This window comes from Hungatella sp., from assembly GCF_046966825.1.
Genome location: NZ_JBKVCZ010000049.1, coordinates 4,018 through 27,924 on the forward strand (window position 1 = coordinate 4,018; position 23,907 = coordinate 27,924).

Genomic DNA, 23,907 nt, shown 5'->3' on the forward strand with positions numbered 1-23,907 from the left:
CCTTACGGCGGTTACTGACCCGGCAGCGTCTGATTTAGTAGAGAGCAACGATGTTCCGGGTGGTAATGTCAGCGGTACTTCCGATTTGACTCCCGTAAAGGAGCAGGTCGATTTATTAAAGCAGATTCTTCCGGATGCACAGACCATTGGCGTACTTTACTGCTCAGCAGAGTCCAATTCCGAGATTCAGGCGAAGATGGCGAGAGAAGCTATTGAGGCGAAGGGCATGAAGGCCGTTGATTATACGGTATCGAACTCCAATGAACTTCAGACTGTAGTTACCTCCATGGTAGGAAATGTGGATGCGATCTACGCTCCTACAGACAACACCATCGCTGCGGGGATGGCGACGGTAGCTATGGTAGCGAGCGACAACGGAATCCCGGTTATCTGCGGAGAAGAGGGCATGGTGAACGCAGGCGGCCTGGCTACATACGGAATCGACTACTTCCAGCTTGGTTACTTAACCGGCCAGCAGGCTGTCAGAATCCTGACAGAAGGCGCAGATATCTCTCAGATGCCCATCGAATACCTGCCGGCAGACAAGTGCAATCTGACTGTAAACGAAGATACGGCGGCAGCACTTGGGATCGACGTTTCCGGTCTCAAATAAAAGAATATTTATGAACAGGCAGATGCCAGCAGCGGCAGGCATCTGTCTGTTTCTACATAAATGCTTTACATAAAGAATGCGGAAGTGTATTCTTTATGTAAGGCATTTATGAGCGTTATTACAGACGCTTAAGGTAATGCCAGAAAGATAAAGATGCGGAGGAATGGTTGAATGAACGGTTTACTGGTATCCCTTCAGGATGCGGTAGTACAGGGAGTCTTATGGGGAATTATGGTACTGGGTGTCTACATCACCTACAAGCTTTTGGACATTGCAGATTTGACGGTGGATGGAAGCTTTGCCTTGGGCGGCTGTGTCTGCGCCGTCATGGTATTGAACAGGGGGATGGATCCCTGGGCCGCACTGATTGTAGCGGCAGCAGCCGGCATGGTGGCAGGAGCGGTGACAGGATTCTTACATACAGTGTTTGAGATACCGGCGATTCTCGCGGGAATTTTGACGCAGATCGGACTGTGGTCCATCAATCTGCGGATCATGGGCGGCAAGAGCAATGTGCCTCTGTTAAAGACCGACACGATTTTCTCCAGGATCATCGGATGGACAGGGATCAATAAACAGGTCGCTTCCCTTCTCCTGGGAGTCGGAGTTGCGATCGTGATGATCGCCTTTCTGTACTGGTTCTTCGGTACGGAGATCGGAAGCGCCATGCGTGCGACCGGCAACAACGAAGCCATGATCCGGGCGCAGGGCGTGAATACGAACTGGACCAAGCTGCTGGCACTGACTATCAGCAACGGTCTTGTAGGCTTATCCGGCGGACTCGTATGCCAGAGCCAGAAGTATGCGGACATCGGCATGGGAACCGGCGCTATCGTCATCGGCCTGGCGGCCATCGTTATCGGCGATGTGCTTATGGGACGCCTTCGCTCCTTCGGCAGCAAGCTGACCTCGGCTGTGGTAGGCTCTGTCATTTACTTCGTCATCCGCGCGGTGGTACTGAGGATGGGTATGAATGCCAACGATATGAAGCTGCTTTCCGCGGTGATCGTGGCGGTTGCCCTCTGTGTCCCTGTCGTGGTGAGAAAATGGCGGCTTAAGAAGGCTTACACGGAAGGGGGAGAATAATTATGCTGGATATTCAGAATGTCAGAAAGACTTTTAATAAGAATACGATCAACGAGAAAAAAGCGTTAAACGGCATTAACCTTCATCTGGACGAAGGTGATTTTGTGACGGTTATCGGCGGCAACGGCGCGGGGAAATCCACGATGCTCAACATGATTGCGGGGGTATACCCTATCGACTCCGGCAAGATCGAGATCGACGGCGTCAACATTTCCAGGGAACCGGAGTATAAGCGCGCCCGCTACATCGGCAGAGTCTTCCAGGATCCCATGATGGGAACGGCGGCCGGCATGGAGATTCAGGAGAACATGGCTCTCGCATTCCGGCGGGGCAAGACGCGCGGCCTGGGCTGGGGAATCAAGGCCAACGAGAAGGATTTCTACCACGATGCCTTATTGAAGCTGGGGCTGGGACTCCAGACCCGCATGACCAACAAGGTAGGTCTGTTGTCAGGCGGTCAGAGACAGGCGCTGACGCTTCTGATGGCGACGCTTCAGAAACCGAAGCTGCTTCTGCTTGACGAGCACACCGCGGCCCTGGATCCGAAGACGGCGAAAAAAGTGCTGGAGATCACACAGGAGATCGTGGAAGAGCAGAATCTGACGACTCTGATGATCACTCATAACATGAAGGATGCCATCTCCATCGGCAACCGCCTCATCATGATGCATGAAGGCCGCATTATCTATGATATTTCCGGGGAAGAGAAGAGGAACCTGGAGGTGGAAGACCTCTTAAAGAAATTCGAGGAAGCAAGCGGCGAAGAGTTTGCAAATGACCGCATGATCCTGGCAAAGTAGCATCGTATACATATTTGTGTCACAGAATCGTTACATAATCTTAATAATTATTTATTCTTTCTATATCGCAATTACCGACAAATTATGCTATACTAAGGCGGATAGGCTCGTAGTCTGACTTGACTGTTTCAAGCCAAAAACGATGATGGAGTGAATATTACACAATGGAAAACAAAAGCGATAAAAGTGACAAAAAAGATTACATCGTTCATTTGAACAAAGCCAGAAAGAAGCGTAATAAGAATGATTTTGAGAGATACATCATTCTGGCAGTGATAGCGGTTGTGGTGGTTGTAATCCTCCTGTTTGCCGGGAAGGCCATAGCAAAGCGTGTATCGGCAGGGGCGGAAAAGACGACCGCAGCGACAGAGACAGAGAGCCAGGCGGAAGACCCGGGACAGCTGAAGATTGCCGCGAAGGAAGCCGAGGAGTCTGAGGCAGAAGCACAGGCAAAGAAGACGGAAGAGGAAAAAAAGGCGGTTGTCGATTCCTACCAGAATCTGGGAATTGTTCAGGTTTCCGGATATTTGAATGTGAGAAAAGAACCGAATACCTCGGCGGATATTGTCGGAAAGCTGATGGGAGACAGTGCCTGTGAGATATTAGACAGTACCCAGGAGGGCTGGTATAAGGTTTCTTCCGGCGGCATCGAGGGATATATTGATTCCCAGTATGTCCTGACAGGTGATGAGGCGAAGGCGAAAGCCTATGAGCTCGTGACACTGCGGGCGATCGTGCAGGTTGACAACTTAAATATCAGAAAAGAGGCCAATACCACGTCGGATGTCGTGGGACAGGGCCTTATAAACGAGCGATACGAGGTCATCGATCAGGTCGATGGCTGGGTTCAGATTCCGTCCGGCTATATGTCGGCTGATTACGTCAAGCTGGAGTATGCGTTAAACGAGGCCAGGAAACTGGATCTGAAGGCCATGATCTTCAATATGTACAAGAACATCGGTATCTCGGATGTAGATAACTACTTAAACGTCAGGGAAGAGCCCAGCGAGGACGGCAAGGTAATTGCCAAGATGCCGAGCAAGGCGGCGGGCAACATTCTTGAGACGACGGACAACGGCTGGTACAAGATCCAGTCCGGTAAGATCACCGGCTACGTGAAATCCGATTATATTCTGACCGGACAGGCAGCCAAGGATGAGGCGCTTAAGGTCGCTGAGCTGATGGCTATCGTGAACACGGACATGCTGAACGCCCGGTCCGAACCGTCCACCGATTCCAAGATCTGGACCCAGATCTCGAATAACGAGAAGTATCCGGTATTGAAACAGATTGACGGCTGGGTAGAGATCGAGCTGGAGGAGGACAGCAACGCTTATGTGGCATCGGATTACGTCGATGTAAGATATGCGCTGCCTGAGGCGATCAAGTTCTCACCGCTGGAGGAAAAGGCCAACGCGGCGGCTTCTCTCAGGACTCAGATTGTAAACTACGCACTGCAGTTCCTGGGCAATCCCTACGTATGGGGCGGCACCAGCCTGACCAAGGGGGCGGACTGTTCCGGATTTACACTCTCCGTATTCGGTCATTTTGGCATCAGCCTTCCGCACTATTCCGGTGCGCAGGCGAATATGGGAAAAGCAGTGAAGTCCAGCGAGATGCGTCCGGGAGATCTCGTATTCTATGCGAACAGTAAAGGAACTATCAATCATGTGGGAATCTATATTGGCAACGGCCAGATCGTCAACGCGGCCAGCCGGAGAAGCGGTATTAAGATCTCGACATGGAACTACAGAACACCGGTGAGAATCAGAAATATACTGGGAGATTAATCCCTATATAAAAGAGCATGCGCAGAGCCATAGAGGGGGTTCTGCGCATGCTTTTTTCGTATGAAGGATTTGTATTATAAGATAAAACAGAACTTTTTTGTCCATGAAAAGCCGGTGAATTGACTCAGGAAAGTCTGCCTCCGTGGAAGAGACACGTATAGATTCTGACCTCCCGGCAGTAGATGGCCTCTTCCCCCTGAAACTGGCTGAGGGCACCATGTGTACGGCAGACATAGGTAAAATCCTCATTCCGGAAGTATTCCGGGCCGCGGAGGGGAAGTTCAGCCGGAACCTGTGACAGAGCTTCCTTTAAGAAGGCGCTGTAAAAGGTCTCGTCCAGCGATACGCCATAGTAATTGAGCGCCCAGACGGGAGTGTCTCTGATCCACACAGCTTCCTCACCCGTAAAATTCCGGCTTCCCAGATAGGTGTCAATGTAGAGATAATCCTGCTCGGAGTATCGGAAATCGTGAGACTGGGGGCGTGACGGTGGCGCAGTGTTCTGGCCGGAGGCGTAGGTACGCTGTTTGGCCCGCATAAGAAAGCGGCGAAGCGCCTTTTCAGACGCAGGGTCCGGGTCTAAAAGGGCTGGGGCGCATTCCTCCTCCTGCCTGACGAGGCGGTCAATGGAAACGCCGAAGAGTTCACTGAGACGGACCAGGTTGGGAAAATCGGGAAATGCCTGGCCGTTTTCCCATTTGGTCACGGCCTGACGGGAGACGTCCAGGCGGCCGGCCAGCTCTTCCTGGGAAAGCTTTCGGCTGGCGCGCAGGTGCTGTAGTTTTTCGTTGAAATTCATGTGGTTCCTCCTTTCACTGCTACGTATAATCATACAGGAGTATGGGGAAGAATGCAAACACCCTGTGGTGGCAGGCCCTGCAACTGTGGGTTGCGGATTATTGAGAAACAGGGATTTGTGGCTGAAAGAAAAGGTATCTTGCATTCTATCACTTGTTGTGTTAGAATGGTGATAGAACGTGATAGAAAGAGTGATAATATGGAATTGTATGAAAGCGAAATTATTGAGTTAAAAGAAATCTATACTACTGATTTGAAGAAAGAAATTGTTTCTTTTGCAAATACAAATGGCGGAACGATCTATATTGGTGTGCAGGACAATGGAACGATTGTTGGCGTTGATCATGCTGATTTTGTAATACAGCAAATTGCAAATTCAATAAGAGATAGTATCAGACCAGATATCTCTATGTTTACAAGCATTGAACTGTTAAAAGACGAAAACAAATCGTATATAAAAGTGACAGTGGATTCAGGCACGAAAAAACCATATTATCTTTCTGACAAAGGATTGAAACCGACCGGTGTATATGTCAGAAGCGGTACAACTTCCGCTCCGGCATCGGAAGATGCGATTCGTATGATGATAAAGATGACGGATGGCGATTCATTTGAAACAAACCGCTCATTAATTCAGGAGTTGACGTTCAACAGTTTAAGTAAGGAGATGGAGAGAAGAAAACTGGAGTTTACAGGGGTGCAGATGAAGAATCTGGGAATTCTTTCGCCTGATGGTATTTTCACAAATATGGGCCTGCTTGTTTCGGATCAGTGCAGGCATTCTATAAAATTTGCTGTTTTTCAGGGTACAGACAAATTGGTCTTTAAAGACAGGAAAGAATTTACGGGCTCGCTTTTTGAACAGTTGGCAGAGGTATACAAAACCATCGATTTTTATAATGGAACAATGGCCAGTTTCCATGATTTACTGCGTACGGACGAAAGAGATTATCCGGAAGATGCTGTTCGGGAAGCATTATTGAATGCAATTGTCCATAGAGATTATTCTTTTAGTGGAAGCACCTTTATTAATTTGTATTCTGACCGGCTGGAATTTATATCTTTAGGTGGATTGGTGCCCGGTTTGTCATTGGAAGCGGCTATGCTCGGCGCCTCCCAGTCAAGAAATGAAAAGCTGGCAAATTTATTTTATAGAATGAAATTAATTGAAGCGTATGGTACGGGAATCAGCAAGATTATAAGCTGCTATAAGGGGAAGTCTGAACAACCTGCATTTGAAAGTGTGGAAGGTGCTTTTCAAGTGATTCTTCCCAATGTACATGCACGGAATTTAAGTATGGAAGATGCAAAGTATTTGCCAATCCTTCAGTTGTTTGAATATAAAAAAGAAATTACACGTTCTGATGTTGAAACAGTTTTAGGTAGTGGAACTACGCATGCAATTAACATGGTAAAAGAAATGCTTGATAAAAGCTTAATTGAAAAAGTTGGAAATGGCAGACTGACAAGATATGTAAGGAAATAAACTACGCAGATTATTGAGAAACAGGGATAAAAGAAAAGCTTTTATTAACAAGTTCCAGCCGGAAGCTGTGTTAATAAAAGCTTTTTTACAGGTCTGTTTAAGGAATCTAATTCTCGCTGTGGCGGTTGCGATTATAGTTAATCAGACAGCCGGCTTTTACGATCTCTTTTTCCTCGCTGGTCATCTCCGCAATATGGAGATTGATCTCGTGAATCGGATTGCCCTCTTCATTCTTAATGACATAGGCCGGTATATGCTGCATATCGCCTTCTAAGGCGGCGCGGACACCCGGAACGTAGATGAAATCACCGATGTCGAAGGACGGCTCCTCATCCAGAAGGAATGGCAGCATGCCCCAGTTAATCACATTGGAGCGGTAGCGCTTGGTAGCGTATTCGTTTGCGATATTGGCGAGGCCGCCGAGAACTCTCTGGCAGCTGGCCGCCTGCTCACGTGCGGAGCCGTCGCCAGGTTTTACTGCGTAAATCATGCTTCCGATCTCGGTTGCCCTGGCTCTTAATTCCGGCTGATCCAAATAAATACGAAGGGCATTGAACGCTGCTTCCATCTCCGGATCCGGTTTTAACGGACAGGCGCCGGTCTTGCGAACCGCCTCCAGTTCATTGACCTTCTTGGAACGGCCGACATACTCCGGATCGCGTCTGGAAAGCGTGAACTCTGCCAGACCCAGCGGGTTAGAGCGGTAGGATGAGGTCTCTCCGGAAGGAATCAGTTCATCCGTCGTGGTGACAGGGTCCATGATCTTAGAGCAGACTCTCAGGATAATATTATCAGTCAGGGCGCTCATGGCTGGCCAGTCTTTGATATTCGGTCCGTAGATCAGTTCTGCCTCCGGATCTGCCTTTCCATAACCCTGATAAACTCTTCTCTCATAGGAGGTGCTGTCGAATTCATAAGCAGGTACTTCATAACTGTCAGCAATGGTTTCCGCCGAGGTTAAGTAGCCTCCGTTTGCCGCGGTGGCAGCGATCGAGCGGGCATCCATTAAGGCGACGCAGGAGATCTGGCCGTTGCCCGGCTTGGAACCTTCACGGTTCGGGAAGTTTCTCGTGGTATGGCGGATGCTCAGTGTGTTGTTCGCCGGAGTATCGCCTGCGCCGAAGCACGGTCCGCAGAATGCTGTACGGATGGTAGCGCCGGCAGCCATCAGCTCTGTAACGGCTCCCTTCTTTACCAGATCCATGTATACCGGCTGTGAGGACGGATAAACGGACAGGTTGAAGATATCGTTTCCGCAGTCCTTGCCGGACAGGATATGAGCGGCCGTCATGACATTGGAATAGTTTCCGCCTGCGCAGCCTGCGATGACGCCCTGCTGTACCAGGAGCTTCCCGTCCACGATCTTATCGGTCAGGGATAAGTGAACATTCGGATTGCCGAGAATATGGTCGGCTTCCTTTTCCACAGTTCTTAAAATATCGCCCAGGTTTGCATTCAGTTCGTCGATCTCATAGGTGTTGCTCGGATGGAATGGAAGAGCGATCATTGGCTTAACGGTGCTTAAATCGATGGATACGACGCCGTCATAATAGGCGACATCCGCCGGGGTCAGCTCTTTATAAGCATCCTCTCTGCCATGCATCTTTAAGTAGTCCCTCGTGTCCTCGTCTGTTTTCCAGATGGAGGAGAGACAGGTAGTCTCCGTGGTCATGACATCGACTCCATTCCGATAATCGGTATCCATGGAGGAGATACCAGGGCCTACGAATTCCATAACTTTGTTTTTCACGTAACCGTTTTTAAATACGGCGCCTACGATGGCCAGTGCCACGTCGTGCGGGCCGACGCCCGGCCCCGGTTTTCCTGTCAGATATATCGCTACGACGCCCGGATAGGTGACGTCATATGTATCACGAAGCAGCTGCTTTACCAGCTCGCCGCCGCCTTCGCCTACCGCCATGGTCCCCAGGGCTCCGTAACGGGTATGGCTGTCGGATCCGAGAATCATGCGTCCGCAGCCTGCCATCATTTCACGCATATACTGGTGAATGACTGCAATGTGAGGCGGTACGAAGATTCCGCCGTATTTCTTCGCGGCTGACAGTCCGAAAATGTGGTCGTCTTCATTGATGGTACCGCCTACCGCACACAGGGAGTTGTGGCAGTTTGTCATGACATAGGGAATCGGAAACTCGGTGAGGCCTGACGCCCTTGCGGTCTGAATAATTCCGACAAACGTAATGTCATGGGATGCCATGGAATCGAAGCGCAGCTTCAAATGTTCCATATTGTCCGCAGTGTTATGTTCCTTCAGGATCGAATAGGCAATCGTGCCCTTTTTCGCCTCTTCTTTAGTTACGTTCTTTCCTGTCAGAGCGACAAGCTTTTCGGCTTCCTGTTCCGGCACCAGTTCCGTACCGTTTACCAGGAAAGCGCCTCCATCATACAATTTAACCATATGCTATCTTTCCTCTCTCTTCTTGTAAGGTGTTGCTTCACCAACGTATTTGAACGCCGGACGCATGATCTTTCCATCATACATCTTATTCTCGATATTGTGCGCCAGCCAGCCTGCCATACGTGCGCAGACGAAGAGCGGCGTGTACATATCTTCCGGTATCTGTAACATATTATAAGCGAATCCGCTGTAGAAGTCCACATTGTTTGAGAGAGTTTTTCCGTTTCCGGCGAGAGTTTCTTTGGCAACTTTTTCAAATCTTGTCAGGAATTCGTATTCATCCTCACGTTTTTTCTGCTTTGCCAGCTTCTCGCAGCAGGTTTTTAATAAGTCGGCTCGCGGGTCGGAAACTGTGTAGACGGCATGGCCGAGACCGTACACGAGGCCGGTATTATCATAAAATTCTTTGTCAAGAATCCGCTTAATCACCTGCTTGATCTGTGCATCGGTGGCCTTTAAGCCGATTTCCTTTTCGATGGCGGAGATCATCTCGCTGCAGCGGATATTGGCGCCGCCGTGCTTCGGTCCCTTTAAGGAGCCGATGGACGCGGAGATCGAGGAGTAGATGTCGGTTCCTGTGGAGGAGATGACGACATTTGTAAAGGTAGAGTTGTTTCCGCCGCCGTGATCGGCGTGAATCATCAGCATGACGTCGAGTAAGTCTGCCTCCTGCTCGGTGAAGGTTCCGTCGCGGCGCAGCATGTAGAGGATGTTCTCCGCAATAGAGTATTCCTCCTTAGGATAGTGGATGATCAGGCTTTCTCTGTCATAGTAGTGAATCTTGCTCTGATAAGCGTAGGCAGCCATGGAAGGAAGCTTAGCCAGAATGCTGATTCCCTTTAATAACGTCTGGTACGGGTCCACGTTGTCGGGATCTTCATCATAATTATAGAGAGAAAGGATACTCTGCTGCAGACTGTTCATTAAATTGCGGGAAGGGGAACGAAGCAGATTCTTCTCCAGAAACTCATCGGGAAGCGGATAAAAATGACGGAGAATTCCGGAAAACTCGTTCAGTTCCTTCTTGGAGGGAAGGTATCCGAATAACAGAAGAAATGTGGTTTCTTCAAAGCCGTACCGTGCATTTCCTTTTCCCTTTACCAGATCGCCGATTTCGATTCCGCGGTAGAAAAGCTTACCGGGTACATTGACCTTTTTTCCATCCTGAATCTCATAGCCGACAACGTCGGATACACGCGTCAAGCCGACCCTGACTCCGGTGCCATCCTCGTTGCGGAGACCCTTTTTTACGTTGTGTTCCTTGAATAAATGATTTGGAATATCCGTATAGTTTGAGGATTTACCAAATGTCTGTGCGATGAAGAAGTTATTCATGCGATATTCTCTCCTTTTCCTTTAGATTCAGTCACGGACTGCATAAATTTGCAGAAAAGCAGCGCGAAGTGATCTCCACGCTGCCACCATTGGCATTACTGAAGTGACCGTTTTTATATTGTTCAGTAGTTTACCATGGAAAAGTATCAAAGTCAATACCTTGTTGCAATCACAATTAAAATATTGTGATTGCAACAAGGTGTGTTTGTATTAACCATACAAATGTGTGCGTTATACGGCCTTAATTTTTAGAAATAAAAATGAATCAATAATATTAAGGAAAAAGAAAGGAAAAGATTCTGACAATATACTATAATAGAAAGAAAAAAGTGGTAACAGCCACAAGGAAAAGGAGCGGCGCCATGTACAGTGATTTTGGCTTTTACGGAGGATTTACGCAGTTATTTCCGATTTTATTCGGAGTTATATTTTTGATCGTGGCAGTAATGATCGTAGTTACCCTGATTCGAGGGATTTCGCAGTGGAATTCTAATAACCACTCTCCGGTATTGACTGTGGAAGCGATGGTGACTTCTAAGCGTCAGGAGGTTTCACACCGGCACAGCAATCAGAACACGATGGATACTTATACAAATTTTACGTCTTATTATGCAACGTTCCAGGTCGAGAGCGGCGACCGCATGGAACTGGGCGTATCGGGAACGGAGTACGGGATGCTGGCGGAAGGCGATATGGGCAGGCTGACCTTTCAGGGAACGAGGTATCTCAGTTTTGAGAGGGGACCTCTGGAGTCATAGAGAGGAATTTCGGGAGAATGACCGGACGCACGCCAGTGCGGGCAGGGAGATGAAAGATGGAAAAACGAAAAAGAACAATCAGAAAATTGATGCCGGTCAGTCCTTACGACAGCGCCGGTCTGGAGGCCTGGTTTTCGGAGCTGGCCGGCCAGGGGCTGTTTGTCAGGAAGACCGGGTATTATTTTGCAAATTTTCAAAGGAAAGAGCCGGGAAGCCTGGTCTATAAGCTGGAGCCTTGTGACCAGTACCGGGATGAGTATGAAAAGGAGCTGACGGAGCAGTACCGTCTGGCAGGCTGGGAAGCGGCCGGTGATGTGTGGCGGAAGTTTATAATATTTGCGGCTGTCAGGGAGATGGCTGTAAGTCCGGAGATTTCCGGGGAAATACGAAGCGCCGGTGATTCATCCCTGAAGAAAACGGGCCATGGCTGTCTTATGACATGCGCTGCGGATGGCGTACTGACGGCTTTCTGGAGCTGGATGATTCTGGGCCGATTTGGTTTCTGGTATGCGACCACCATGGCGACACCCTTCCTTTTCTGCGCCCTGTTGATCTTTCTGTTTGGAATAAATATCTTATGGAGAATGTCCGATTACATACAGATCCGGAGATATTTAAAGGGGACAAAATGTAACGTACATCTGCCAGAACACAATGGTCAAACACGCCCTGGCAGAGGACGGGCCAGATCGATCTGTTCAGCAGTCGCGGTAATCTGCATCTGCCTCGTGTTTATGTGGGCGGGAGAGCAGAAGTCCTGGCATAAGGAACTGAGTGCGGTACATACCAGTCTTCCGGTTCCGCCCATTGCGGCGATTTCGCCGGAGAGCAGTCCAATAAGCGGAACGGTCACCTATCATTCTTCCATCGTTGCACCGGTACAGTTTCAGATCGTCCAGGAGGGACCGGATGCCCAGATGCTCCGTATGGATTATATGGAACTCCGCTTTTCCAGGCTGGTGAAGCCGGTCTTTAAAAATATGATGAAGGATCAGCTGCAGTGGAGCAGCGCTGAGCCGGAGGCGGTATCTTCCGGGCTGTTTGACACCGCCTTTGTGGCCGAGATAAACGACAGCATGCATTATCTCTTCGTCTCCGACGGACAGAAGGTAGCAGCAGTGTGCTATATCGGCCCCGGTTATACAGACGAGTTTTTAAAGATGATTCACGACGCCATGGAGACGTGGACCCAGCCGGAGCTGTTTTGGCAGTGATCAGCGGGTTTCCCTCATATTCCTAGAAGCCGTCCGTTTCATGGGGCGGATCGAAAGGATACATATTAATATAGTAAGAACATCGGCCGCGGGCTGGGCAAAATAGATGCCGGTCACGCCCAGAAGCCTCGGCAGAATCAGGATAAAGGGCACGTAAAAGAGACCCTGGCGGATCATGGACAGGAATAGGCCGAACCTTGAGGCGCCGATGGTCTGAAAGGTGATGGTCATCATATAGCAGAGTCCAAACGCCGGATATAAGGCAACCTGGGATATCAGCAGCCGGGAACCGTATTCGATCACGGCGGGATTGCTGTTAAATAACCGGATGAACGGCCGTGACAGAGCGATATAGACCGCGGCCACCACGATTGTCAGCAGCAGGGAAGCGGTGAGGGAGAAGCGGACAGACTCATGAAAACGGTCTTCGTTCTTCGCGCCAAAGGCGTAGGAAGCGACCGGCTGATATCCCTGCATAAATCCCATAATGACGTAGCAGCCGATGAGAATCAGCCGTTGGACGACACCGTAGGCCGCAATGATTAAATCGGCGTCCGGCATGGGCTTTGCGGCGATATTGGTCAGCGATGTGGCCGCTGCGAGACAGATCTGAATAACCGCGGAGGGAATTCCGATCAGTGTGACCGTTTTTATCATGTGAAAGTCGGGCTTAAAATAGTGCGGCTTGATTTTAATGATGGAGCGTCCGCCTAAATAGAACCACAGCAGGATGAAAAATGTGACAAACTGAGAGACCGTTGTGGCCAGGGAGGCTCCCTGCACGCCCATACCCAGGCCCCAGTCGAACATGAAAACAGGGTCCAGAACCACATTTAAGGCGGCGCCTGTGATGACGGCTTTGGAAGAAATCTTGACGGAAGATTCCGCCCTGGCGGCACAATTCAAGCTTTGGGCCGGCAGATTAGCCAGTGCGGCGATAAACATCCAGAACGCGTAGTCCTTGGCCTGGGGCAGAACCGCGTCCGAGGCGCCGAAGGAACGGAGCAGCGGCTCCATAAAGAGGAGTCCGCCGACGCAGAGAATCATACCGATAACTACCGACAGGGCGACGATGGTCGTCACCGTAGTGTTGGCCCCCTCCTGGTCCTTCGCCCCCAGCTGACGGCCTGCCAGCACGGCGGCGCCGGCAGAAAAGATGTTCTCCACCGAAACCATGATCAGAAGCAGGGGAAGCGTCACACCGACGGCGGCCAGAGCCGTGTCGGAATGCAGCATGCCGATGTAGGCGGTATCGACGATATTATAGACCGCCTTTGCTAAAAGGGCCAGAGTGGCGGGCACCGCCAGCTTGATGATGGCCTTCGAAGGCTTCATTTCTCCCAAAACAGATGCATTCGTTGTTTTTTGACTATCCATTGGATTACTCCTTTCTCTCTACAACGCCGTACAGGAGGATGCGCAGCGCCCTGCGGCAGCTTTCCTCGTGGTCGCGTATATCTATTTTCTCTGATCCGGTCATCTGGTATCTGGCATTGATATAGTCCTGATACTGACGGAAGGTGTCCACCACATCTTCCCTCGATAAGTCGGAGCGCAGAGATACCGGCTCCAGCATCCGGTTTAAGCTGTCGATGTTGAAACGGTCGAACGGGGCTTTTTTCTCCTGAATGGAGGCCTCCAAATGAGCGGGCGGCATAATGACGGCATCACAGAAAATCCTCTGGTACTGGGGATTCTGTTCAAAAAAGTCCAGTCTCACTCGAAAATACTGCTCCAGCCGCTCTTCGGCGGTTTGGCCTTCCATGTTCGTATGGCTCTGTAAGTGGCCGGTCAGCATCTGGAAGCACTCTTCCACACAGGCTAAGTATAAATCATCTTTTGTCGGAAAATAGTGGTAGATAATTCCCTTGGAAAGCCCCTCCCCGTTACTGATGGTATTGACAGAGCTGGCTCCATAGCCCTGCTCGGCAAATTCTGCCAGCGCGCTTTCCAGGATGCGCCGTCTGGTCTGCTGATTTTTTTCTTCTCGTTTCATGATTCCATTCTCCTGCAAATAAATATTGACCATATGGTCTATTATTACGATACCACAAATAGACCATATGGTCAATATTTATTTGCAACAATGGAAATTGCTTGAAAATGGGGGATGCAACGATTTGTTGCGTGACAGTGCGGCGCTGTCTGTGGTATGTTTTTTAGAGATGGAGAAGGAGGAGCGCGTATGAACGGGATCGGAAAAAACATAAAGAAGCTGAGGAAAGAGCGCGCGCTGTCACAGGAACAGCTGGCTGAGCGGCTGCATGTGACGAGGCAGGCTGTCTCCAGCTGGGAGACAGGTAAGAATCAGCCGGATATTGAGACGCTGGAATCCATTGCCGCGGTATTTGACACGGATATTCTGATGGTCTTATACGGACGATCCAGACTGGAGGAAAGCGGGGAGGAGAAGGGGGCACAGAGAAAGCGCTGTGTGAGAAACTGTCTGATGTGGGGAGCCATAGCCCTCGCTGGGCTTGTGGTTCACCTGATGGTCAAAGATAAAATCATGGACTGGTATTACCGGTTCTGCTACACGGTCCCGGTTTATTTATTTGTGCTGCTTGTGAGACCCTTATGTGTTTTTGCTTCGGCTGTGGCATTTATGAACGGGCTCTGCCTCATCGGAGATATCCGGATCAGGCAGAACTGGATCAGGAGAACGGTTTTAGGGGTGTCCATGGCCTTCCTTTTCCTGTATCTGACGGCAGCGTTTCTGTGTCTGGTACCCGTGGTGCAGGATCTGGTACCCGCATTTCTGCCTGCCCCGGGAGCTGTGTCTGGGTGGATCCGCCGCCCGCCCTTTGTTTTTTCATTTATTGTTCGGCTCGTAACGGCGCCTGCGCTGTTTTTACTTCCCGGGATCGGAATGTTTCTTGGACTCCGCCGATAAAGACGCGGTTAGAAATATGGGACAGGTGAGATGGAATGTGGTATACTGACAGCAGGGCAGGCGGCCTGTGGGAGCAGATCTGCCGCGCAGTACGAGTACTCACGGAAACTCCTTGTGCTCAATACCTGAAAGGGAGGGAATACCATGGCACCAGTGATCAGAATGAATGCAGCAGCTCTGTGCAGAGTTTCATGACAGGCGAATCTGGCACAGAGCGTATAAAAGGAATTGTAAGCGGCAGAAATACCGCTTGATTTTATGAAACAGATGTCGCCTGAGTGGATTCTGCACTTATAAATGGAATGAGTTACTTTTATTTTAATTTATAAGGAGAGAATCTATGAAAGACAGACAATACCGTAACTTTATCATCTTCTGGTTCAGTCAGTCCGTATCACAGCTGGGGAGTTCCATGACTTCCTTTGCCTTAATCATCTGGTCTTACGGCAGAACCGGTTCCGCCATGTCCGTGTCGCTTATGACATTTTGTACATGGCTTCCCTATATTGCGGCCAGCATCGTTGCCGGGCCGGTAATCGACCGTTACCATAAGAAAACGATCATGCTTCTCGCGGACCTCCTTGCGGCGGTCTGCTCTCTGACCGTGGCGGCGTTTGCGGTCTCCGGGAATCTGGCGGTCTGGCACATTTTTATCGTCAATGGAATCACCGGCTTCATGAACGCATTTCAGTTTCCGGCGGAGACGGTGGCGGTGGGGATGCTGGTTCCGAAGGAAAAGTACAGCCAGGCCAGCGGCTTAAATTCCTTTACATCATCCTTACTCACGGTGGTGACCCCGGTAATGGCCGCATCCTTATCCTCCTTTGCAGGGTTAAAGAGTGTCATCGTCTTTGATCTGGCGACCTTTTTGTTTGCTTTTTCTGTCCTGTTGTTTCGGATCAAGATACCGGAGAATGCGGGAGGGATGGAGACAGGGAAAAAGAAAGAGAATATCTCAGTTCGGGAATCGTGGAGGGAGGGGCTTCAATTTCTCCGCGGACAGAAACAGCTTTGGTATCTGATGATCAGCATGGCGCTTATGAACTTCTTTTCACGGCTGACCTATGAAAATATCCTTTCTCCCATGATTCTGGCGCGGAGCGGCCAGAACCAGATCGTGCTCGGCATTGTCAGCGGGATTCTGGGGATCGGAGGCATGGCGGGCGGTCTGATCGTCTCCTTCGTAAAGCTTCCAAAGGACAGCGTCCGGGTGATCTTTTTATCGGGAGGCATCTCCTTTCTGCTGGGCGATTTTCTGATGGGAGCAGGGCAGAATGTTCTTGTATGGAGTATTGCCGGCATAGCGGCCAGCATCCCCATTCCTTTTATTATGGCTGGGCAGAATGTAATTCTCTACCGGACGATTCCGCAGAATATGCAGGGGCGCATCTTTGCCGTGCGAAATGCCATCCAGTACTGGACGATTCCGACCGGGATTCTCCTGGGCGGTTTTCTGGCAGACTACGTGTTTGAACCGTTTATGCGCACGGACGGGGCATTCAGACGTTTCTTCACCGGCTGACCGGGTATGGAGCCGGCTCCGGGATGGCGGTCATGTTTCTCTGTACCGGCATTCTCGGAAGCTTGAGCTGCTTCTTCTGTTATAAAAAAATGAAAAAGAATGAATAAATGAAGCACAGGAAGAAGAGCGCGATGATGCGTTCCGCTTCCTGTGCTTCTTTTTGTACCGATGAAAAGCTAAAATAATGGAAGCTTATCCAATACTCTGCTTCAGTTGATTTGGAGTCATTCCTTTATACTTCTTAAAAATACGAATAAAGTAACTGGTATCATGGAATCCGCAGTCAAATCCTACTTCCGTTACTGATTTGTCCAGAACAGTCAATTCATAACAAGCCTGTTCCACACGTTTGTAGTTTAAATAATCAGAGGCGGTCATATGGAAAAATATCTTAAAACAGCGACAGAAGTATTTGGGTGATATCCCTGCTATCCTTGACATTTTTTCTAAAGAGATTTTTTCCATGTAATGGTTTTCAATATATTCCAGAACCGGTTTAATATGATTTGCTTCCTTTAGATTTCGCCTGGTCGTTTTCGTATAGGCGGTATAATAGTTCTTTTGAAAAATGATACCTAAAAATAAATAGAGAGCCCCTACAGTATTGAGCTCATAGGCCGGAGCTTTTTTCTCTACAGCTTCAAAAAGCTGGGCTGCTATGGCGAACAAATCTTTGTCACATCGGGTAAAATGGCTTTGTATCAGAATCGAACAGCCGGTTAATTTAGTCATATACTGCGTCATGGCAGCTCCGTGCATCAAAAGAAACTGCAGATCAAATACAATGCATTCATATATACAATTCTCTGGGATTCCCCCGTGAATCAGCCCCTGATTTATAAATATCAGATCCCCGGCGTTGGCACTGCATGTTTCTCCGTCTATGGTAATTGTAAAATGCCCTTTTAGTATACGAATAATCTCATATTCTTTGTGCCAGTGGTATGGCATGAGGTACCTGGGATGCCGTTCATCGACGTAGTAATATTCAATTGGAAAGTTAATTGTACCGTGCTGCCTGGGCTCATTGTAATCATAATAATGCATTTGCACCTCCTAATTCCTAAACACATGGTGAATATAACTAAAAAGTGAATTTAGTACCATATTTTGACATTATATCACAAGAATAAGCAGACTGACAAGCGTATACTTATATTACTGGTAATAAACAATGCATGTAGTTGTAAAAAAGAGGTTGCCATACGGATATCAATAAAGAAAACAAGGAGCGAACAAGCATGAAGAAAATCTGGAAAAAAACAGCAGCAGTTATATTGTCAGCCAGCATGGTGTTGGGACTTGGTGCATGTGGGAGCAAGACTGCAGAGCCGGCAGACTCTGCCACAGTTTCTAAGGATATTTTAAACGAAGTCGGAACATATCCAATTGTAAAGGAGCCGATTACGCTTACAATGATGATTATGTCAAAGTCCTGGATTAAAGATTATAATACCAATGACTTTACAAAATACTTAGAAGATTTAACTGGAATTAACCTGGAGATCGAAGCGGTTGACTGGGAAACTTCTAATGAAAAAATCAATCTTGCAATGTCTGGAGGAGACTATCCGGATATTATTATGTGTCTGAATCCTGATGTTGTAAAATACGGTGTAAAAGAAGGTATTTTGCTTCAGCTGGAAGATTTAATTGAGCAGAATATGCCCAATTACACGGCTAATATGAAAAACTATATAGATATGACCAAACAGAGTGACGGCCATATTTACGGCCTTGCAGAGTTAAATGAGGCTTACCACATGTATTATCCGGATAAGCTGTGGGCGAATACATATAAGCTGGATCAAATGGGGATTAAAGTGCCAGACACCACGGATGAACTGTATCAGGCATGTAAAGCCTATTTAGAGAAAGAACCGGAAGGTGTATGCTTTGCAGACTGGAGTAAGGGACTTACACTAAACTGGCTGATGAATGCGTTCATTTTGACTCCGAATGATGATCATAACGATAATAGTAAGATTAAAGCAGTCGTATCTCCGGAAGGGAAGATTGTTTCGGCAGCAACTCAGGAGGCTTATAAAGAAGGACTTAAATATATAAAGAGCCTTTATGATTTGGGCGCTGTTTATGAGGGCAATTTCTCTAATTCAGAGGATTCCTTAAAATCTTTAGTTAACCAGGAGGGAGAGCCGGTGCTGTTCTTCCCCAGAAACTATTCCGCAGCTTATATTGATTCTTCAGCCAGCAGTGAATTATACAGGCACTATGAAGTGCTTCCGCCGGTAGAAGGACCAACAGGACTCCGCCAGACACCATTTTACCGTTATGACAGTGTCTACGAAAACCGTTTTGTAGTTACTGACAAATGTAAATATCCGGAAGCGGCGCTGAGACTGGCAGACTGGTTCTATACAGATAAGACTGATTTAATTGCACAATACGGCTCGGAAGAAGAAACTGACTGGGTATGGAAACCGGAGGGAAAGACAGGCATCAACGGAGAACCAGCGATGTATGATATCTTGAATCCATATTCGACAGAAGTCCAGAATCATGACTGGCAGGTTACTGGTATGATGTATGCATCGAATGCCTTCCGTCTTGGGCAGGCCATGGATCCCACCCTCGATAAATATGATCCGGCAGCACTTGAAAAACTGCTGTATGAAGAGACCAAAAATAAAATGGAGCCATATGCTCCAAAGGCAGGTGGTTACGATATTCTGCCGATTTTACATATGACATCTGAAGAAAAAGATTCGATTTCTGTCCCGCTGGTAGAGGCGGGGGGCTATATTGCCGAAAGTGAAATTGCCTTTATAACCGGAAAAATGGATATTGATGCTGACTGGGATTCTTATATCAGCAAGCTTGACAGTATGGGGCTTCAGACGATTCTGGATGTATACCAGGCTGCGTATGACAGGTAAAACGAAACCGGCAGGAGGGCTGGCTTACAGCCCCCTTGCCAATCGCAGGGAGGAAAATGTGTGAATAAAATGATAAAAAAGAAAAAACGCAGAAATTCCACATGGCAGTTCTGGGCTATTATATTGATCCCGCTGGTTTTGGTATTTGTATTTAATTATATTCCCATGTTTGGCGTAATAATAGCATTTGAAGATTTCAGTCCGCGCAAAGGGATATTGGGAAGCGACTGGGTCGGCCTTAAATATGTAATTCAATTTCTGACATCGCAGTCCAGCACAAAGGTTATTAAAAATACTTTTATTTTAGGTATTTACCAGCTGATCTTTACATTTCCGGTGCCTATTATTCTGGCGGTCTCGCTAAATGAATGCAGAAGCAGGCATATAAAGAAATTTGTTCAGCTTATTACTTACGCGCCATACTTTATATCAACCGTTGTTTTGGTTGGTATTCTGATGCAGGTAACAGATATGAGAATTGGTATTATCAACCGTATCATTGGAATTTTTAATATTGGACCTATTAATTTCTTTGGGGATAAAGATTTGTTTCGGGGGCTGTTTGTAGGAAGCGGGATCTGGCAGACGATGGGGTATTCTGCGGTCATCTATCTGGCCTCTTTAGCTGGCGTGAGTATGGAACTGAAGGAAGCTGCCATCTGTGATGGGGCAAACCGGCTGAAACGAATCTGCCATGTCGATATTCCAGGGATCTTTCCTACCATAGTCACGATGTTTATTTTTAACTGCGGTAATATTATTAATATTGGTTTTGAAAAGGCTTATCTGATGCAAAACAGTGTCAACATGCCGAAATCAGAACTAATCTCTACTTTTGTATATAAAGTGGGACTGTCTAACGCAAATTATTCCTTTGCTACAGCAGCGGGACTTTTTAATTCCGTAATCAGCTTTGTTCTGTTAATCATTGTGAATCAGATTTCCAAGAAGCTGACGGATACCAGTTTATTTTAGGAAGGGGGGATTATATATGGAAGGAAAAATGCACTCATTCAAAACCGCAGATTTGCAGGACAAGATTTTTATTATTTGTAACTATATATTCCTGACGCTGGTCACGGTAATTGTGCTGCTGCCACTGATTTTTATTGTCAGTGCATCGTTTTCAGATCCAAACGCAGTTATTAATGGCAAAGTATGGCTGCTTCCGGTAAATCCAACCTTAAAAGGATATCAGGCAGTATTTAAGAATCCCAAAATCATGATTGGATTTGCCAATTCTTTCTTTTACATGATTTCAGGAACTACGATTAATATCATCGTTACCGTGTGCTGTGCCTATCCTCTTACAAGGAAAGAATTTCCGGCAAGAAATGTAATTGCTGCTCTGATTATATTTACTATGTATTTCAGCGGCGGAATTATTCCTACGTATTTACTGGTTAAGAACCTTGGGCTTATCAATACGAGATGGGCTATGATTCTGCCTGTCGCATTAAATCCGTGGAATATGATTCTGTGCCGGACTTTTATGATGAACTCCATACCGGATGAACTGTATGAAGCCGCTTGCTTAGACGGCTGCGCGCCTTTTAGATACTTAATCCATGTGGTGATGCCCCTGTCAAAGCCGATTCTGGCTGTGCTGGTATTATATTACGGTGTGACCCATTGGAATTCGTATTTTAACGCAATGATTTATTTAAAAGACCAGATGCTGTATCCGGTTACACTGTTTCTTAGAGAGATTTTGATAAACAGTACTGTAGATCCGTCTATGCTGGCAGACGCGTCGGCGGCCGAAGCGGCCCAGGGTCTGACGGAACTGCTTAAGTATTCTGTTATCGTAGTGGCATCTTTGCCTATGCTTGCCATTTATCCATTTGTGCAGAAGCATTTCGTCAGCGGTATTATGGTTGGCGCCATAAAGGGCTGAAAGGTATAGAATAAAATAGAGGAGATCAGGCATGAATAATTTACTGAGTAAAACAGAGTATGAAAGATGTGTAGCTGAAACCAGAGATGAGCGGATGAAATGGTGGAGAGATGCCCGATTTGGCATGTTTATTCATCTGGGACTCTATTCTGTTTATGGAAAACACGAGTGGGCAATGGCGATGGAGAACTGGCCAATTGAAGAATATGCAAAATTCGCCTATGATTTTCTCCCCCAAGAGGGATGCTGCCGGGAATGGGCAAAGCTTGCTAAGCAGGCCGGTATGAAATATATGGTTTTGACCACCAGACATCATGAGGGATTCAGTTTATGGGATTCTAAGGTAAATTCGTTTAATTCCGTAAATTATGGACCAAAACGGGATATTGTAGAAGAATTTGTCCAGGCATGCAGGGAGTTTGATTTAAAGATCGGATTTTATTCGTCCCTGATGGACTGGCATCACCCGGATGGCGGAGCCTGTGCGTTTGATCAGGGAGCCAGAATCCGCTTTACTAAGTATATTATGGAGTTAAACCGGGAGCTGATGTCCAATTATGGAAAAATCGATATTTTATGGTATGATGTAGCGCAGCCGATGGAGTCCTTTGAAGGCTGGAATTCACTGGAACTGAACCAGATGGTCCGTTCCTTGCAGCCGGATATCATTATTAATAACCGAAGTCTTTTAGAGGAAGATTTTCAGACTCCGGAAGGAAGAATTGTACCGGCAGGGCGTGACTGGGAAGCCTGCATGACGTTTAATGGAATCAGTTGGGGATATTTAGATTCCGGACGCGTTTTACCGTTCAGCCACAGTGCCCAGCAGATCGTGCGTATGCTTTATGAGGTGACGAAGGAAAGCGGGAATCTGCTATTGAATATTGGACCGAAAGCAGACGGAACCATACCGGAAGAAGCCATAGAACCGTTGGAAGCAGTAGGAAAATGGGTAAAAGAATATCATGGATTTTTATATGGAAGAACGGATGCAAAACAGATAATCTATCATGGAACGTCAAACCTTACTTATTGCGATAATAAGGCATATGTATGGAATTTTTTCTGGCCGGAAAAAGACCGGACTATCTACATTGCCGGAATACAAAACAGATTAAAAAAAGCATATTTTTTATCAGATCGAAAGGAAATTGCATTTAAACAGGATGAGTACAGAATCAGGCTATATGATCTTCCGGGAGAGGAAGAGGACAGGATTCTTGGAATTACCGTGATTTGTCTGGAATTTGACGGTGAGGTTACATATTGGGGACGAGGATTGAACCGCCATGCCACACGGTATCCTCAATTAAATTATGGAATGGTCTATCAGAAAGAACGATAGGAAAATGCAAGGGCGCTGTACCGGAGTTACAACATATCCGGAACAGCGTCTTTTTCGGTGAGGTGTAATAATCAATTTCTGTACTAATTTCTGTGCTTCTTTTTGTGCCGGTACAAAGCATAAAATATTGGTTCCTTCCACATCATAAGAAAGCTACCAAAATACAATGATGCAGAAAATACATCCATGCAGGAGGAAATCAGAATGAGAGAATATAAAAGAGACAGTGAAACAAACTGCGAAACGGATAACAGAGCAGAAAACCAGAACGGAAACGGCGGATCAGACGAGAAAAACACCTCTTCCGGAGATACGAGAAAAGACCGCCTCGATGAGAAGAAGACGGAGAAGGATATCGAACAGAAAGAGGACGAAAAGCTGGAAGAGTACGGTCAGATGACCCTGGATGACAATTCCAAAAAGAGGAAAATTCATCTGCTCTCCATCATCGGGGAGGTGGAGGGCCACGAGAACCTGTCGGGAAACAGCAAGACGACGAAATATGACCATATCCTTCCAAAGCTGGCAGAAATTGAGGATGATGATTCCGTGGAAGGTCTCCTGGTGATACTCAATACCTCGGGCGGTGACGTGGACGCCGGCCTGGCGATTGCGGAGATGATCGCTTCCTTAAGTATTCCCACCGTGTCCCTCGTGCTGGGCGGCAGCCATTCTATCGGCGTACCTCTGGCCGTCTGCACGGATTACTCCTTTATCGTGCCGACCGGAACCATGATGGTTCATCCGGTTCGTATGACTGGCATGGTCATCGGAGCCTCCCAGACGTATGAATATTTTGAGATGATTCAGGACCGGATCTTAAGCTTTGTCTCGGGCCACGCGACGATCGCTTACGACCAGTTAAAGCGCCTGATGTTAAACACGGAGATGCTGACAAGAGACTTGGGAACCGTGCTTGTAGGCGAGGAAACGGTGAAAGAGGGGCTGATCGACGAGGTGGGCGGAATTAAGGACGCTCTCAGAAAATTGTATGAGATGATGGATGAAGTAGAAGGTTAGCCGTTGCAATTCTCCCGATTTTTTTGTATACTGT

The 23,907-nt window shown here is 47.6% G+C and carries 20 protein-coding genes; 14 read left to right on the forward strand and 6 right to left on the reverse strand.

The features are described from left to right. The 4 genes from ACLTD4_RS16070 to ACLTD4_RS16085 all read left to right on the forward strand — a co-directional run. The coding region (locus tag ACLTD4_RS16070; protein ID WP_412331417.1) for an ABC transporter substrate binding protein at positions 1 to 613 on the forward strand (613 nt) is incomplete at its 5' end. A 171-nt stretch (positions 614 to 784) separates the two neighbouring features. Continuing rightward, complete coding sequence (locus tag ACLTD4_RS16075; RefSeq protein ID WP_002603913.1) at positions 785 to 1,699, forward strand: ABC transporter permease; 915 nt, start codon at positions 785 to 787, stop codon at positions 1,697 to 1,699. 2 nt (positions 1,700 to 1,701) lie between these two features. Further along, a complete protein-coding gene (locus tag ACLTD4_RS16080; RefSeq protein ID WP_029466354.1) occupies positions 1,702 to 2,499 on the forward strand; it encodes an ABC transporter ATP-binding protein in 798 nt (265 codons plus the stop codon). 164 nt (positions 2,500 to 2,663) lie between these two features. Beyond that, the gene (locus ACLTD4_RS16085) at positions 2,664 to 4,289 is read left to right on the forward strand and encodes an SH3 domain-containing protein (RefSeq protein ID WP_055652873.1); all 1,626 of its coding nucleotides are present in this window, start codon (positions 2,664 to 2,666) and stop codon (positions 4,287 to 4,289) included. A 124-nt stretch (positions 4,290 to 4,413) separates the two neighbouring features. On the opposite strand, the gene ACLTD4_RS16090 is transcribed toward ACLTD4_RS16085, so the two are convergent. After that, positions 4,414 to 5,088 carry a DUF5680 domain-containing protein gene (locus ACLTD4_RS16090; protein WP_117620617.1) on the reverse strand — a complete coding sequence of 225 codons (675 nt, stop codon included), beginning with the start codon at positions 5,086 to 5,088 and terminating at the stop codon, positions 4,414 to 4,416. 117 nt (positions 5,089 to 5,205) lie between these two features. Between ACLTD4_RS16090 and ACLTD4_RS16095 the strand changes: the two genes are divergently transcribed. After that, positions 5,206 to 6,573, forward strand: a complete 1,368-nt coding sequence (locus ACLTD4_RS16095; RefSeq protein ID WP_320995615.1) for an RNA-binding domain-containing protein — start codon at positions 5,206 to 5,208, stop codon at positions 6,571 to 6,573. Positions 6,574 to 6,679: 106 nt separating this feature from the next. Here the strand turns inward: ACLTD4_RS16095 and ACLTD4_RS16100 are convergent, their stop codons facing one another. Both ACLTD4_RS16100 and ACLTD4_RS16105 read right to left on the reverse strand, forming a co-directional pair. Then, positions 6,680 to 8,992, reverse strand: a complete 2,313-nt coding sequence (locus ACLTD4_RS16100; RefSeq protein WP_117620619.1) for a hydratase — start codon at positions 8,990 to 8,992, stop codon at positions 6,680 to 6,682. A 3-nt stretch (positions 8,993 to 8,995) separates the two neighbouring features. Further along, positions 8,996 to 10,327, reverse strand: coding sequence for a citrate synthase (locus ACLTD4_RS16105; protein WP_055652869.1), 1,332 nt, complete (start codon positions 10,325 to 10,327; stop codon positions 8,996 to 8,998). Between the two features lie 362 nt (positions 10,328 to 10,689). Here ACLTD4_RS16105 and ACLTD4_RS16110 point away from each other — a divergent pair, with 362 nt between their 5' ends. Both ACLTD4_RS16110 and ACLTD4_RS16115 read left to right on the forward strand, forming a co-directional pair. Further along, entirely contained in the window at positions 10,690 to 11,085 is a 396-nt protein-coding gene (locus tag ACLTD4_RS16110) for a DUF2500 domain-containing protein (RefSeq protein ID WP_002603919.1), read from the forward strand. Positions 11,086 to 11,141: 56 nt separating this feature from the next. After that, positions 11,142 to 12,299, forward strand: a complete 1,158-nt coding sequence (locus tag ACLTD4_RS16115; protein ID WP_117620620.1) for a DUF2812 domain-containing protein — start codon at positions 11,142 to 11,144, stop codon at positions 12,297 to 12,299. Here the strand turns inward: ACLTD4_RS16115 and ACLTD4_RS16120 are convergent, their stop codons facing one another. Together ACLTD4_RS16120 and ACLTD4_RS16125 are read right to left on the reverse strand one after the other, a co-directional pair. Beyond that, positions 12,300 to 13,676 carry an MATE family efflux transporter gene (locus ACLTD4_RS16120; RefSeq protein WP_117620621.1) on the reverse strand — a complete coding sequence of 459 codons (1,377 nt, stop codon included), beginning with the start codon at positions 13,674 to 13,676 and terminating at the stop codon, positions 12,300 to 12,302. Positions 13,677 to 13,680: 4 nt separating this feature from the next. Continuing rightward, complete coding sequence (locus tag ACLTD4_RS16125; RefSeq protein ID WP_117620622.1) at positions 13,681 to 14,295, reverse strand: TetR/AcrR family transcriptional regulator; 615 nt, start codon at positions 14,293 to 14,295, stop codon at positions 13,681 to 13,683. A 189-nt stretch (positions 14,296 to 14,484) separates the two neighbouring features. Here ACLTD4_RS16125 and ACLTD4_RS16130 point away from each other — a divergent pair, with 189 nt between their 5' ends. Further along, positions 14,485 to 15,192 carry a helix-turn-helix transcriptional regulator gene (locus ACLTD4_RS16130; protein ID WP_181988548.1) on the forward strand — a complete coding sequence of 236 codons (708 nt, stop codon included), beginning with the start codon at positions 14,485 to 14,487 and terminating at the stop codon, positions 15,190 to 15,192. A 340-nt stretch (positions 15,193 to 15,532) separates the two neighbouring features. Next, entirely contained in the window at positions 15,533 to 16,714 is a 1,182-nt protein-coding gene (locus ACLTD4_RS16135) for an MFS transporter (protein ID WP_243008199.1), read from the forward strand. 192 nt (positions 16,715 to 16,906) lie between these two features. Here ACLTD4_RS16135 and ACLTD4_RS16140 read toward each other — a convergent pair whose 3' ends face one another. Beyond that, positions 16,907 to 17,761 carry an AraC family transcriptional regulator gene (locus tag ACLTD4_RS16140; protein WP_117620625.1) on the reverse strand — a complete coding sequence of 285 codons (855 nt, stop codon included), beginning with the start codon at positions 17,759 to 17,761 and terminating at the stop codon, positions 16,907 to 16,909. Positions 17,762 to 17,955: 194 nt separating this feature from the next. Between ACLTD4_RS16140 and ACLTD4_RS16145 the strand changes: the two genes are divergently transcribed. From ACLTD4_RS16145 to ACLTD4_RS16165, 5 genes are all read left to right on the forward strand, one after another. After that, a complete protein-coding gene (locus ACLTD4_RS16145) occupies positions 17,956 to 19,611 on the forward strand; it encodes an extracellular solute-binding protein (protein WP_117620626.1) in 1,656 nt (551 codons plus the stop codon). 69 nt (positions 19,612 to 19,680) lie between these two features. Continuing rightward, the gene (locus ACLTD4_RS16150; protein WP_181988559.1) at positions 19,681 to 20,586 is read left to right on the forward strand and encodes an ABC transporter permease; all 906 of its coding nucleotides are present in this window, start codon (positions 19,681 to 19,683) and stop codon (positions 20,584 to 20,586) included. 16 nt (positions 20,587 to 20,602) lie between these two features. Continuing rightward, the gene (locus tag ACLTD4_RS16155; RefSeq protein ID WP_117620628.1) at positions 20,603 to 21,508 is read left to right on the forward strand and encodes a carbohydrate ABC transporter permease; all 906 of its coding nucleotides are present in this window, start codon (positions 20,603 to 20,605) and stop codon (positions 21,506 to 21,508) included. 31 nt (positions 21,509 to 21,539) lie between these two features. Then, complete coding sequence (locus tag ACLTD4_RS16160) at positions 21,540 to 22,853, forward strand: alpha-L-fucosidase (protein ID WP_117620629.1); 1,314 nt, start codon at positions 21,540 to 21,542, stop codon at positions 22,851 to 22,853. Between the two features lie 204 nt (positions 22,854 to 23,057). Beyond that, entirely contained in the window at positions 23,058 to 23,873 is an 816-nt protein-coding gene (locus ACLTD4_RS16165) for a ClpP family protease (protein ID WP_055652864.1), read from the forward strand. The last annotated feature ends 34 nt before the right edge of the window (positions 23,874 to 23,907 follow it).